Origin of the sequence: Nocardia nepalensis (assembly GCF_048910785.1) — a bacterium.
Lineage (GTDB): Bacteria > Actinomycetota > Actinomycetes > Mycobacteriales > Mycobacteriaceae > Nocardia > Nocardia nepalensis.
In genome coordinates this window covers 490,620-503,184 of the sequence record NZ_JBKBET010000037.1, presented here as the reverse complement: position 1 = coordinate 503,184, position 12,565 = coordinate 490,620, and the positions used below count along the sequence as shown (strand labels likewise).

Sequence of the window (12,565 nt, the reverse complement as noted above, 5' to 3'; positions counted from 1 at the left end):
GCTTGGTCTCCCGTTCACCTGAGGTCGGCCTCGTCGGCGCGAACGGCCCACTGGGCGAACCGTTCGCCGTCCTCGCGGTGCTTGATGAAGTTGCGCACCACCCGCTCGATGTAGTCACCGAGTTCGTCGCTGGTCACCTTGTGCTGGCGCAGTTTGCGACCGAAGGCGCTGTCGAAGCCGAGGCTGCCACCGAGGTGAACCTGGAAACCCTCGACATGATTCCCGGAGCCGTCGTCGACCAGCTGACCCTTGAAGCCGATATCGGCGATCTGCGAACGCGCGCAGGAGTTCGGGCAGCCATTGATATTGATGGTCACCGGAACATCCAGCTGCGCATTGAGATCCGCGAGCCGCTCCTCCAGCTCCGGCACCAGCGCCTGGGACCGCTTGCGGGTCTCGGCGAAGGAGAGCTTGCAGAACTCGATGCCGGAGCAGGCCATCAGGTTCCGCCGCCACAGCGACGGACGTGCCTGCAGGCCAAGGGGTTCCAGCTCGTCGATCAGCGCGTCGACCTTATCGTCGGCGATGTCGAGAATGATCAGCTTCTGGTACGGGGTGAACCGGATCCGGTCCGAGCCGTACTTCTCCGCCGCCTCGGCGACCTTGGTCAGGACGGTGCCCGACACCCGGCCCGCGATGGGGGAGAAGCCGACCGCATTGAGCCCGTTGCGCAGCTTCTGCACGCCGACGTGATCGATCGGCTTCTTCGGCTGCTCCGGCGCGGGACCGTCGATCAGCTTGCGCTTCAGGTACTCGTCCTCGAGCACCTGACGGAACTTCTCGATGCCCCAGTCCTTGATCAGGAACTTCAGCCGGGCCTTGGTGCGCAGGCGGCGGTAGCCGTAATCGCGGAACACCGAGACCACGGCTTCCCACACATCGGGGACCTCGTCCAGCGGCACCCACACGCCCACGCGCTGGGCCAGCATCGGATTCGTCGACAGACCGCCGCCGACCCACAGATCCAGACCGGGGCCGTGCTCGGGATGATTCACCCCGACGAACGCGACGTCGTTGATCTCGTGCACCACATCCTGCTGGCCCGAGATCGCGGTCTTGAACTTGCGCGGCAGGTTGGAGTATTCCTTCTTGCCGATGTAGCGGCGCACGATCTCGTCGATCGCGGGCGTCGGGTCGATGATCTCGTTCAGCGATTCACCGGCCAGCGGCGAACCGAGCACCACGCGCGGGCAGTCGCCGCACGCCTCGGTGGTCTTGAGCCCGACGCCTTCGATCCGCTTCCAGATCTCGGGGACGTTCTCCACTTCGATCCAGTGGTACTGGACGTTCTCGCGGTCCGAGAGATCGGCGGTGTCGCGGGCGAACTCGGTGGAGATCTGGCCGAGGGTCTTCAGCTGCGCGACATTCAGCGCGCCCGCATCGCAGCGGATGCGCATCATGAAGTACTTGGCCTCGAGAATGTCGATGTTCTCATCGCCGGTCCAGGTGCCGTCGTAGCCCTGTTCGCGCTGGGTGTAGAGACCCCACCAGCGGAACCGACCGCGCAGATCGCCCTTGTCGATGCTGTCGAAGCCCTGTTTGGAATAGATGTTCTCGATCCGGGCCCGGACATTGAGCGGGTTGTCGTCCTTCTTGGACTGCTCGTTCGGGTTCAGCGGCTCGCGGTAGCCGAGCGCCCACTGGCCCTCGGCCTTGCGGCGCACCGGCTTGCCGGTGCGGGCACGCGGGCCGGTTGGCGTCTCGGCGCGGGGACGGTCCGGGCGGACCCGTCGCTCGGAGGCCGGGCGCTGCGGGCGCGCGTGCGGCCCGGAACCGGGCTGATCCGTGGGACCGGCGTCGGTGCTCGACGTCATGGGGTCGCTCCTGCTGGGTGGGTGGTACATCTGTGCTGAAGGCGTGAGGGGCTGAACTCACGCCTGCGGTGTCAGCGGCCGATGTCCATCGAAATCGGGAGATCACCGGGGGGACCCGGGAATGCGCGCCGCTGAGCTACCGGAGAGATCCGGGCAGACAGCAGGCGCTGCAGACGCGCTTGAAGTCGACGTGGCGACGTGCCACAAGTCGTACTCCAGATCCGCGCATGGGCCTATTGTGCCACGTCAGGGTGGCCGTTCCGACCGCGTGGCCATATTTCCCGCGAAATCGAGGGAAATTCCCTGGACCTTGGGGCCGGATTGTGACGGTGGTCATAGTTAGCGGGCTGAATGCGTCGCATGATTCGTCATGATCATCTCGAGTGACCCGACTCACGGCGCGTTGACCTCGAGCTACCTCGAGGTTGCATGCTCGGTGCCATGAGTACCACCACGAAGGCCGACCTCGACGCGATCCGCGAGGTCGTCGCCACCGTCCAGCACACCCAGCAGAACGAACTCGTCGACGAATTCGTCGGCCTCTTCCGCGAAGACGCCATCTGGACGACCGGCGGCGGTAAGCGCCTGTTCGGCCGCGCGGCCATCGCAGAGTTCACCGCTCAGGTGCTGCCGGGTGCGATGCGCAATGGCACCGCGACCTACGAGGTCGAACACGTGCTGTTCATCCGACCGGATGTCGCCGCCGTGAAGGTGGTCCAGCGGTATTTCGACGGTGACGGGCAGTTGTCCGGGCAGGGGTCGCCCATGTACGTCATGTCGAAGGAGGGCGGGCGCTGGCTGCTGACCGCCAACCAGAACACCGTGGTCGCCGACTGAAATACGGGTGCGGATATCGCATTGCCGGCGGTGTGAGCGCCGCGGCGGGTGCCTGGTGGTGGGGCGTGCGACGGCGACGGTCACACTAGAGGGGTGAGTTCCGCCGCCCCGATCGAAGCCGAGAGCTCCGCCCTCGTGCTACGTGACTTCGGGGGCGGGCCGTTCGGGATCTATATCCACGTGCCGTTCTGTGCGACACGCTGCGGGTATTGCGACTTCAATACCTACACCGCCGGGGAACTGGGCACGTCGGCATCACCGCAATCGTGGCTCGACGCGTTGCGCGGTGAATTGGCGACGGCCGCCGAGCGGTTCGCGGCGCTACCGACGGCGACGCCCGAGGTGGCGACGATCTTTGTCGGCGGCGGCACACCGTCGCTGCTCGGCGGTGACGGCTTGGGCGCCGTGCTGAACTCGGTGCGCGCGAATTTCACCCTCGCCGACGATGCCGAGGTGACCACCGAATCCAATCCGGAGTCGACCTCGCCGGAGTTCTTCGAACGGATCCGCACGGCCGGATTCACCCGGGTGTCGCTGGGCATGCAGTCCGCCGCCCAGCACGTGCTGAAAGTGCTGGATCGCACCCACACGCCGGGTCGAGCCGTCGCCGCGGCCACGGAGGCTCGCGCCGCCGGATTCGAACACGTGAACCTGGACCTGATCTACGGCACCCCGGGGGAGCGCGATAGCGATCTCGACGCGAGCCTGGACGCGGTGCTGAGCGCGGGCGTCGACCATGTCTCGGCGTACTCGCTCATCGTCGAGGACGGCACCGCCCTGGCCCGCCGCGTCCGCCGCGGCGAACTGCCCGCCCCCGATGACGACGTGCTCGCCGCCCGTTATGAGCGCATCGACTCCCGGCTGAACGCGGCGGGCCTCACCTGGTACGAGGTATCCAATTGGGCCGCAAGCGATTCCGCCCGCTGCCGGCACAACCTCGGCTACTGGGACGGCGGCGACTGGCTCGGTGCGGGCCCGGGCGCGCACAGTCACGTCGGTGGCGTCCGCTGGTGGAACGTCAAACACCCTGCGCGCTATGCCGATACGGTCGCGCGCGGCGGACTCCCCGCGGCCGGCTGGGAAACGCTCACCCCCGACGAACAGCACACCGAACGCGTCATGCTCACCGTCCGCCTGCGCACCGGCTTACCCCTGAACGAACTGGCTCCAACCGAACTCGCCGCCGCCGACCGAATCATCGCCGACAGCCTGGCAATTCGCTCGGGCGACCACCTGATCCTCACCGACCGCGGCCGCCTGCTCGCCGACGGCGTCGTCCGAGATCTCCTCGCCTGACCGCTTCTGCCGGTATCTTCGGCCTGAGCGGTGCGTTGATCGCCTACCCGGCTGAGATCGCCTGCCCCATCGGTGGGCGACCGGGCCGTGATCGCCCAGCTGTACGGCCGGTTGGCTGGGGATGGCTTCAAGATCCCGACGTGGTTCGCCCAACGGCGTCGCATTGTGACATATCCACACTTCACGACCTGGTTGATCGGATGCTGGCCGTTGCACTATCACGGATCGGTAAAGACGCGTAGGCTGCGGACCAACCCAAGGAGTCCTATGCCACCGGCACGACACATCACCCTTATTCCTGAACAGAGCGAGTTCGCCGAGGCGCGGGCCGCGGAGAAGGCCGAAAATGCGCGACAGAGCGCGATAGCTGCCCGGACGGTCGCGAGTCACGCGGAGAACGCAGCCGACTGCGAATCGCTACTCGCCATGCTCGGCCTCGATGCGTTGGCGGGGAAGATGGCGAAAAGCCGGTCCGAGGTGTAGCTGCGGGCCGGCGTCCGCGATGGCCGCCGCTCGCTGGGTAACGGGCGACGTTCAACGGCTCCCGAACTCCGGCGGCGGGCGATCAGTGCGGTTGAACGCTGGTGCGAGCCCGGTGGGGCTGCCTGTGAAGGTCCGTGCCGCGACTATGAGCAGGCCCTTACCGGACCTGGATCGTGCGCGTCGAAGCCCTTGGCACCTTCCCAAGGCGTGACTTCCGGATGTCGGCGGTGACCGTCGATCCCGATCCGACTTGGACGAAGATGGCATCGCGGTGCCGATACAGGTCGCGCACTGTGACGATCAGATCGCGCCGATTCGGCAGTGGGCGTGAAGTCGTCTGCCGAACGGTCCTCCGCAGCCTTATCGAGCGCGGATTGTGCGGTGATTTCGTGCGATCTTTCAGGACTTACCTGTTGGCTCTTCGCAAAGAGTGACAGCATCTACAGCTGACAGCATCAAGGACTGACGACAGACAGGACTCTGATGAACATCACTCGTAGCCTCCGCGCCGGAATCGCGGCGCTCATTCTCGCTATCACGCCCGTCCTAGCGGCCACACCTGCGACCGCCGCATCCCTGCCGACGATCGTGCTGGTGCACGGCGCCTTCGCCGACACCACGAGCTGGAACGGCGTCGCCGCGGTATTGCGTGACCGCGGCTATCAGGTGGTGACACCGGACAACCCGCTGCGCGGCCCCGCCAACGACGCCGCAGCCGTACAGCGGACGCTGGACACCATCTCGGGACCCGTTGTCCTGGTTGGTCATTCATACGGCGGCTTCGTCATCAGCAACGTGCACGACCCGAAAGTCCAAGCGCTGGTCTACATTGCCGCCTTCGCCCCGGTGCAGGGTGAATTCGCGCTGCTCGAAATCGACCCGATCCGCTTCCCCGGCACCCAACTGCTGCCTCCGGCACTGCAGTTCCGACTCGTAGACGATGCGAACGGCGTGGCGGGCAGGAATCTCGACAGCTACGTGGCACCCGACCGCTTCAACGCCGTCTTCGCCCAAGACGTGGGCCCCGACGTCGCTGCCGACATGATCGCCCACCAACGCTCCCTAGCCGTCTCCGCAAACCTCGAACCCTCCGGCCCACCTGCATGGTCCTCCATCCCGAGCCGGTACCTCGTCTCGGCCGACGACCACGTGATTCCCCCTGCCTCCCAACGCTTCATGGCAAATCGCATGGGCGCGACCACATCCGAAATCGCCGCCTCCCACGCCTCCCTGGTCTCCCAACCCGCCGCGGTAGCGGCCGTAGTGGAGTCCGCGGCCGGTCGGTGATCGATCGTCTTCAGCCATCGCTTCGGATCCGCAGCGTCCACCATGGGCCGCGCGCCGCCACTCGCGGGGTGCCACGATGAGCGATTCACTGCCGACGAGACTGCAACTGCTGCAAGCATGTCGGGGTTACGCTACCGACTATCCGTTGTTGCGCGCGGCTCGCGAATTGACCGTGCTGGGAGCGCCTGGCCGAATTGGCCGTCGCCTATGAGGATTTGGCCACCGAACTCACCACCGGTCGCCGTCGCCTCCCCCGCACGCCCTGACAAATGCGCGCGAGTATCAGCCCCATCGCCAGGACAATCGGAATCGCGCTCGTCGATATCGGACGCGCTGTGCGGGTGTGGTATCCGCGAGAGGCTACGCGTCCGATTCGGCGACGGCGGGTGTCAGTCGAGGAAGGCGACTACTCGGGCCGGTGCTGCGCTGGTGCCGATCAGTTTGATCGGGAAGAAGCCGACTGTGAAGCCGGTCAGCGGGAGGGCGGCGAGGTTGTCCAGTTGTTGGACTATGAAGGCTTCCTTGTCTCGGATGGCGTAGTGGCCGTCCCAGATTTCGCGGGGGTCGCCGGATTCTTGGAAGGCCCGGACCATGACGGGGATCGGGCGGTCCCAGCCGAGGGCGTCGGTGCCGAGGATTTTCGCGCCCTGGTCGGCGAGGAATCTTGTTCCGGCGCCGGACATTCCGGGGTAGTTGAAGTAGGCCGGGTCGGAGATGGGGTAGCGCTCCTGGCCGGTGCGGATCAATACTGCGTCGCCCGGCTGGATTTCGCGGCCGGTGGCGGCGAGGGCGGATTTCAGTGCGTCCACGGGGATGGCTTCGCCGGGGCGGGCCCATTCGCGGACATCGAGAACCATGCCGGGGACGAAGAGTTCGCAGAGTTCGATATCGCTGATGGTTCGGGCGGGTCGGTCCTCGCTGACGCTGCCGGAATGCCACGGTGCGTCGACGTGGGTGCCGCAGTGGGTGCCGAAGTCGTTGAGCACTTCGCCGGCCATGCCCTCCTGGTCCGGGAGATCATCCGGGGTGCAGCCGAAGAGTTCGAGCATCATCGCTCGGCCGGTGTCCTTGTGCGTGAGCCACTGCACGGTGGGGCCGACGATCGAGGCCATTTCGGGTACCGGCACGGTATCGCGGAAGGCAGGGTCGATGGGGTAAGTGAGATCGATCAGGCGCGTCATTGCGGACCTTTCTTTGTGGAGATATGTTCTCTCAGTTCGGTTTTGCGGACTTTGCCGTAACCGTTCTTGGGGAGTTCGGCGACGAAGAGGTAGTCGCGTGGGCGTTTGTAGCGGGCCAGCCGGTCCAGGCAGAGTGCGTCGAGTTCGATGGCGGTCACGGTCGTGTCCGGGGCCGTGACCACGAAGGCGACCGGGAGCTCACCCCATTCGGCGTCGGCGCGACCGACGACGGCGGTTTCGGCGACCGCGGGGTGGGTGAGCAGAACCTCTTCCACCTCGCGCGGATAGATATTCGAACCGCCGGAAATGATGACGTCCTTGGCGCGGTCGACCAGGGTGAGGCGGCCGAGAATGTCCATCCGGCCGACGTCCCCGGTGTGCAGCCAGCCGTCGCGCAATGTGGCAGCGGTGGCTTCCGGGTTGTTCCAGTAGCCGGACATCACGGTGTCACCGCGCACCACGACCTCACCGACGGCATCGGCCGCCAGCGGCGCACCCGCGGCATCCATGATCGCGACCTCGACACCGGTCCGGGCCCGGCCGACGTTCATCAGGCGGCCGTCGGTCGGTAGATCGACATGCTCCTGGGGCGTGAGATGGGTGATGGTGCACGGCGATTCGCCTTGGCCGAAGGCCTGCCACAACCGTTCGGGCCCGAACCGCGCGACCACCTTGCGCAGGTCGTCGACATAGGTCGGCGCACCGCCATAGAAGATGCGCCGAACCCGCGGGATCAATTCGTCCGGCAGCAGCCGCGGTTCCAGAAGTCGCCGCAGGATGGTGGGTACCGCGAAGAAAGACACCGGCCCGAATGCGGTGAGCGATTCGGTCAAGGTCACGACATCGACGGATCCATTGCGCGGCAACAGATTCGCACGGCCACGGGCAACAAATGCCAGCGCGAAAAGCCCACCCGCATGCGATAGCGGCGTGAGATGCAGCAGCGAAGCCGACGCCGCGTCACCGATATCGGCGAGGGTGCTCAGCACTGCCGTGACCAGGTTGCGGTGTGTCAGCGTGGCACCCTTGGATTTTCCGGTCGTACCGCTCGTATAGAACAGCCACGCCGGATCCTCGGGCCGTACGCTGGCGGGTGCCGATCGCGCACCTGCCGCACCGGATGCGGTGAGTTCGGCAACGCCGAGCACGGGCACGGTCTGCGGCGACTCGATATCTTCGCTCGTGACACAGTATTTCGCGCCGCTGTCCGCGATGAGCTCCTCGAATTCGCGCGGATGCAGCCGGGCGTTCATCGGCACCACCACCAGCCCGGCCCACCACGCACCGAACAGCACCGCGAGATATTGCGGAGAGTTCGTCATCGCCAATGCGATTCGCTCGCCGGGCCGCATGCCGAGCACCTCGATGAATCGCCGGCCGATCAGATACGCGGCATCGGCCAGCTCGGCAAAGGTGTAGACCACCTCATCGCCGTGACAAACCGCTGGCGCGTCGGGATCGTGCCTGGCCGACTGATGCAGGACGACAGCTATATTCACGGCGCCTCCAGGATGGTGATCGCCGCCGCGGCCTCCTCGACCCCGAGAAAGCCGCCGCCGTTCTCGGCCAGACCGATTCGCGCGCCCTCGACCTGGCGCGGCCCTGCCGCACCGCGCAATTGGGTGACCAGCTCATACAACTGGCCGAGTCCGGTGGCACCGATCGGATGCCCGTTGCACTCCAGGCCGCCTGACGTATTCACAGGCAGACGCCCGCCGAGCGCGGTGTCACCGCGGGCCGCCGCGTCGGCATCGGCCAAGCCGAGGAACTCCGTCTGCAAGATCTCACCGACGGCCGTAGCGTCGTGCACCTCGGCGACCGAGACGTCCTCGGGGCCGATCCCCGCCTGCGCGTAGGCAATTCGGGCCACGCGACGGCTGATGTGATCACCGTCGGAATCCGTCGCCGAGGCCAGCGCACTGGCACGAACCCGCACCGCTCGGCCATCGGCGAGCCGAGATCGACCACCACACAACAGAACTGCCGCCGCACCATCCCCGATGGGCGCGCACATCGGCTTCGTCAGCGGAGCAGCGATCACCCTCGCGGCGCGAACCTCGGCGACCGTCAGCGGTGTGCGATAAGTGGCGAGCGGATTCAAGGCAGCGTGCCCGCGATTTTTGGAAGTCACTGCGGCAAGCCGTTTTTGGTCGAGCCCATAGCGATCGGCAAGTGCGGCATAAATGCTCATGAACACGGTGCCTTCGCCCGGCCCGACCCCGAGTCGCGCCAGATCCTGATCACGATGAGCGACATCGATACCGCCGTCGAACAGCTTCCCCGCGGTCTCCCGATCGGCCGCCGACAACCGCTCCACACCGATCGCCAACGCCACTTCGACCTGTCCGGAGGCGATCGCCTGCGCCGCCAGGTGAAACGCGGTAGCTCCACTGGCACAGGCATTTTCGACATTCACCATCGGAACGCCCATGACCTCGGTCCCACGCAACGCGACCTGCCCACGGATCGTGTGCTGACCCTCCACCGCGCCCTGACCGGCGTTCGCGAAGAACACCGCACCGATATCGCCATGATCGGCACCCGCGTCGCGTACACAGTCGGCGAGCACGGTCCTGGCCAGTTCAGCGAAGCCACGCTCCGGGAACCGGCCGTACGCGGTCCGCGCCACGCCCGCGATCCGCACGCCGTTCACAGCACCACCTGATTGCGCAGTGTCCCGATGCCCTCGATCTCCAGCTCCACCACATCGCCCGCGGACAGATGCCGTCCCACATCGAAGCCGGTTCCCGATGCGACGGTGCCGGACGCGATGACCTCACCCGCGAAAACCCCTCCGACGCGGCTGAATTGGGCGATCGCGTCGGCGAAGGTATGGGTCATCGTCGCCGTGCTGCCCAACGACAACTCCGCGCCGTTCACCCGGGCACGCATGGTCAGCGCGTACGGATCCGGAATTTCGTCCGCGGTCACCAGACAAGGACCGAGCGTGGTCGAAAAGTCCTTGGCGGCACCCGCGCCGATGCCGGTCTGCATGAGCTTCAACTGCAGATCGCGAGCGCTCCAATCGTTGAAGATCGTGTACCCGAAGACATAGTCGGCGGCATCTTCGCGCGGCACATCGCGCCCGCTGCGGCCGACCACGGCGGCGATCTCCAGCTCGTAGTCCAATTCCGCGGCGCCCTCGGGCGGGGCGATGGTGTCGCCGGGGCCGGAGATGGTGAGCGGATCGACGGTGTAGTAGAGCACCTGCTCGGCGAACAGCGGATGCAGCGTGAACCGGCCGCTCGCCATCAACTGCTCGAAGGCAGTCGCGGGATCCTCGGCCGCGGCGGCCTGGCGTCGCGCCATTTCGCGCAGCGCGGCGGCGAGGTGCTCGGTGAACAGGCCGCAGTCGCGCACCCGGGGTGGCCGCGGCAACGGCGCGCACCACCGGACGTCGGCCGCATCCAGCAGCGCGCCGGGCGGTCGGGTGGCCGCGAGTTCGCGTGTCCGGTCCAGGCCGTCGGGACCGGACTCGATCAGGGCGAGCATCGAGGCGTATTCGGGTCGATCGGGTGCGGCCAGGGCCAGGTCGAGGACGGTTTTGTCGTCGTCGAGCAGGGCTCCGACGCGCTGGCGGTCGGTGGCAAAGGTGATGAGGCGCATATCACTCTCCGATGAGTTATTGGACTTGCATCATATGATTGGACGCTCAGCATAGGCAAGGATGATCGGCATAGGATTTTCGTCATGAGAGAATTCGCGGCATGGCCGGTCGTCGCGAGGAGTCCTCAGCAGAGAGCCGTCGTCGCTTGCTCGAAGCGGCAATGGAGTTGGTGGCCGAGGTCGGGCCGCGAGGGACCTCGGTCCAGGCGGTGGCCGAGCGGGCCGGTATCAGCCGCGGTTCTATCGCCTGGCATTTCGGATCCAAGGACGGGTTGATCGTCGAGGTGATCAAGCACGCCTTCGCGACCGCGGTCGAGGAGTACCGCAAGCGGATCGCCGAGGCCGGGAACCTCAGTCTCGCCGTGCTGATCGACGCGCATCTGTCGGTGGTGAACGGACCCTGCGGGCGGACCTTCGCCACGGTGCTGCCCGAGGTGATGCTGGCTCCGGGGCCGATCCGTGACGCCTACATAGCGGGCTACGAGAACAGCAGGCAATTCTGGGTGGACGCGGTGGGCCAGATCACCGCCGACGCACCGGATATGCCGGACTCGGCGACCCTCGCGGATGCGCTGTTCGGCAGTGGCATCGGCGTCAATGTGATGCACCGGCTCGACGAATCGGTCGATCCGGCAACCGGTCTCGGCGCACTGCGGCAGGTTTTCGAACTGGCACTGCGCAGTTCGCGACGCGGACCGGAGTAGCGGACAGGACCTGGATCACCCGTGCTGGACGGTTGCGCAGGTGTGCGAACGGGCAATTGTCGGATAGGCAATTAGACTGGATAAACAGACATGCCCGAGGACGAGCCAGGAGGTGGGGACCATGTCGAGCACCGAGGAGCGGCGCTTCGAGGTCCTGCGCGCGATCGTCGCGGACTATGTCGCGACCAAGGAACCGATCGGGTCGAAGACGCTGGTGGAGCGGCACAACCTCGGGGTGTCCAGCGCGACGGTCCGCAACGATATGGCGGTGTTGGAGGCCGAGGGTTATATCACCCAGCCGCACACCAGTTCCGGCCGCATTCCCACCGATAAGGGCTACCGGCAGTTCGTCGACCGCATCTCGGAGGTGAAGCCGCTCTCGCCCGCCGAGCGCAGGGCGATCATGGAATTCCTGGAGTCCGGCGTCGATCTCGACGATGTGCTGCGCCGCGGCGTCCGCCTGCTGGCCCAGCTCACACGCCAGGTCGCCGTTGTCCAGTATCCGACGGTCTCGGCCTCCACGGTCCGCCACATCGAGGTGGTCGCGCTGAATCCGGCGCGGCTGCTGCTGGTGGTGATCACCGATACCGGCCGCGTCGACCAGCGTCTCGTGGAACTCGGTGCGCTCATCGATGACCAGGACCTCGCCGCGCTGCGCGGCATGCTCGGCGGCGCCATGGACGGCAAGCGCCTGTCCGACGCCTCGTCGGCGGTCGCCGAACTGCCCGAGCGGGCGCCGGTGCGACTCAAGGACGTGCTGGTGCGCGTGTCCACCGTGCTCGTCGAGACCCTGGTCGAGCATCCGGAAGAGCGGCTGGTCCTCGGCGGCACCGCCAACCTGACCCGCAATGCCGCCGATTTCGTCTTCCCCGGTTCGCTGCGCGATGTGCTCGAGGCGCTGGAAGAGCAGGTGATCGTGCTGAAGTTGCTCGCGGCGGCACAGCATCCGGGTACCGTCACAGTGCGCATCGGCGAAGAAACCCAGGTCGAGCAGATGCGCGGGACCTCGGTAGTGTCGACCGGCTACGGTGCCGCGGGTGCGGTACTCGGTGGCATGGGTGTGCTCGGCCCGACTCGCATGGACTACCCGGGGACCATCGCATCGGTTGCGGCCGTTGCCCGTTATATCGGTGAGGTGCTCGCGGAGCGATGAGGGGCGGCGTCCGGCCGTCGCGATTGCTTGCGGGTCGCTCGACACGGGCCCGTAGCGATTGCTTGCAGGTCGCTCGAAACGGGCCCGTAGCGATTGCTTGCAGGTCGCTCGAAACGATCAGCCGACGTCGCTGTTACCCTCGATCCTTCGGCGGATAAAGTTGAGTGCATCCGACTAATGCTGTTGCAAACCAAGGACTAGAGA

Annotated in this window: 12 protein-coding genes; 6 read left to right on the top strand and 6 right to left on the bottom strand. The window is 66.3% G+C overall.

Annotation, left to right across the window (positions count from 1 at the left end; translation table 11 throughout):
* Positions 1–14: 14 nt before the first annotated feature.
* A complete protein-coding gene (locus ACHQ4I_RS33795; RefSeq protein WP_420775946.1) occupies positions 15–1,814 on the bottom strand; it encodes a nitrite/sulfite reductase in 1,800 nt (599 codons plus the stop codon).
* 136 nt (positions 1,815–1,950) lie between these two features.
* Positions 1,951–2,043, bottom strand: a complete 93-nt coding sequence (locus ACHQ4I_RS33790; protein WP_364989628.1) for an Ms4527A family Cys-rich leader peptide — start codon at positions 2,041–2,043, stop codon at positions 1,951–1,953.
* Between the two features lie 212 nt (positions 2,044–2,255).
* Between ACHQ4I_RS33790 and ACHQ4I_RS33785 the strand changes: the two genes are divergently transcribed.
* The 4 genes from ACHQ4I_RS33785 to ACHQ4I_RS33770 all read left to right on the top strand — a co-directional run bounded on the left by ACHQ4I_RS33785 (position 2,256) and on the right by ACHQ4I_RS33770 (position 5,717).
* A complete protein-coding gene (locus tag ACHQ4I_RS33785) occupies positions 2,256–2,651 on the top strand; it encodes an SgcJ/EcaC family oxidoreductase (RefSeq protein ID WP_420775945.1) in 396 nt (131 codons plus the stop codon).
* A 93-nt stretch (positions 2,652–2,744) separates the two neighbouring features.
* On the top strand, positions 2,745–3,947 hold the full coding sequence (gene hemW, locus ACHQ4I_RS33780) for a radical SAM family heme chaperone HemW (RefSeq protein WP_420775944.1): 1,203 nt from the start codon (positions 2,745–2,747) through the stop codon (positions 3,945–3,947).
* A 267-nt stretch (positions 3,948–4,214) separates the two neighbouring features.
* Complete coding sequence (locus ACHQ4I_RS33775) at positions 4,215–4,430, top strand: hypothetical protein (RefSeq protein WP_420775943.1); 216 nt, start codon at positions 4,215–4,217, stop codon at positions 4,428–4,430.
* 483 nt (positions 4,431–4,913) lie between these two features.
* The gene (locus tag ACHQ4I_RS33770) at positions 4,914–5,717 is read left to right on the top strand and encodes an alpha/beta fold hydrolase (protein WP_420775942.1); all 804 of its coding nucleotides are present in this window, start codon (positions 4,914–4,916) and stop codon (positions 5,715–5,717) included.
* A 389-nt stretch (positions 5,718–6,106) separates the two neighbouring features.
* Here the strand turns inward: ACHQ4I_RS33770 and ACHQ4I_RS33765 are convergent, their stop codons facing one another.
* Genes ACHQ4I_RS33765 through ACHQ4I_RS33750 form a run of 4 tightly spaced genes read right to left on the bottom strand, consistent with a single transcriptional unit; the run spans position 6,107 to position 10,504 of the window.
* On the bottom strand, positions 6,107–6,898 hold the full coding sequence (locus tag ACHQ4I_RS33765) for a cyclase family protein (protein WP_420775941.1): 792 nt from the start codon (positions 6,896–6,898) through the stop codon (positions 6,107–6,109).
* On the bottom strand, positions 6,895–8,397 hold the full coding sequence (locus tag ACHQ4I_RS33760; protein WP_420775940.1) for an AMP-binding protein: 1,503 nt from the start codon (positions 8,395–8,397) through the stop codon (positions 6,895–6,897). The genes ACHQ4I_RS33765 and ACHQ4I_RS33760 overlap by 4 nt, the downstream gene beginning before the upstream one ends.
* Positions 8,394–9,551 carry a thiolase family protein gene (locus ACHQ4I_RS33755; RefSeq protein ID WP_420775939.1) on the bottom strand — a complete coding sequence of 386 codons (1,158 nt, stop codon included), beginning with the start codon at positions 9,549–9,551 and terminating at the stop codon, positions 8,394–8,396. Before ACHQ4I_RS33755 ends, ACHQ4I_RS33760 begins: the two co-directional genes overlap by 4 nt.
* Positions 9,548–10,504, bottom strand: a complete 957-nt coding sequence (locus ACHQ4I_RS33750; RefSeq protein WP_420775938.1) for a fumarylacetoacetate hydrolase family protein — start codon at positions 10,502–10,504, stop codon at positions 9,548–9,550. Before ACHQ4I_RS33750 ends, ACHQ4I_RS33755 begins: the two co-directional genes overlap by 4 nt.
* 101 nt (positions 10,505–10,605) lie before the next feature.
* Here ACHQ4I_RS33750 and ACHQ4I_RS33745 point away from each other — a divergent pair, with 101 nt between their 5' ends.
* Together ACHQ4I_RS33745 and hrcA are read left to right on the top strand one after the other, a co-directional pair.
* On the top strand, positions 10,606–11,208 hold the full coding sequence (locus ACHQ4I_RS33745; RefSeq protein WP_420775937.1) for a TetR/AcrR family transcriptional regulator: 603 nt from the start codon (positions 10,606–10,608) through the stop codon (positions 11,206–11,208).
* 121 nt (positions 11,209–11,329) lie between these two features.
* Entirely contained in the window at positions 11,330–12,361 is a 1,032-nt protein-coding gene (gene hrcA / locus ACHQ4I_RS33740; RefSeq protein WP_420775936.1) for a heat-inducible transcriptional repressor HrcA, read from the top strand.
* Positions 12,362–12,565: the final 204 nt, after the last annotated feature.

Coding starts and splice junctions, on each gene's coding strand:
- ACHQ4I_RS33795 (WP_420775946.1), bottom strand. CDS start 1,814: ATGACGTCGAGCACCGACGCCGGTCCCACGGATCAGCCCGGTTCCGGG.
- ACHQ4I_RS33790 (WP_364989628.1), bottom strand. CDS start 2,043: ATGCGCGGATCTGGAGTACGACTTGTGGCACGTCGCCACGTCGACTTC.
- ACHQ4I_RS33785 (WP_420775945.1), top strand. CDS start 2,256: ATGAGTACCACCACGAAGGCCGACCTCGACGCGATCCGCGAGGTCGTC.
- ACHQ4I_RS33775 (WP_420775943.1), top strand. CDS start 4,215: ATGCCACCGGCACGACACATCACCCTTATTCCTGAACAGAGCGAGTTC.
- ACHQ4I_RS33770 (WP_420775942.1), top strand. CDS start 4,914: ATGAACATCACTCGTAGCCTCCGCGCCGGAATCGCGGCGCTCATTCTC.
- ACHQ4I_RS33765 (WP_420775941.1), bottom strand. CDS start 6,898: ATGACGCGCCTGATCGATCTCACTTACCCCATCGACCCTGCCTTCCGC.
- ACHQ4I_RS33750 (WP_420775938.1), bottom strand. CDS start 10,504: ATGCGCCTCATCACCTTTGCCACCGACCGCCAGCGCGTCGGAGCCCTG.
- ACHQ4I_RS33745 (WP_420775937.1), top strand. CDS start 10,606: ATGGCCGGTCGTCGCGAGGAGTCCTCAGCAGAGAGCCGTCGTCGCTTG.
- hrcA (WP_420775936.1), top strand. CDS start 11,330: ATGTCGAGCACCGAGGAGCGGCGCTTCGAGGTCCTGCGCGCGATCGTC.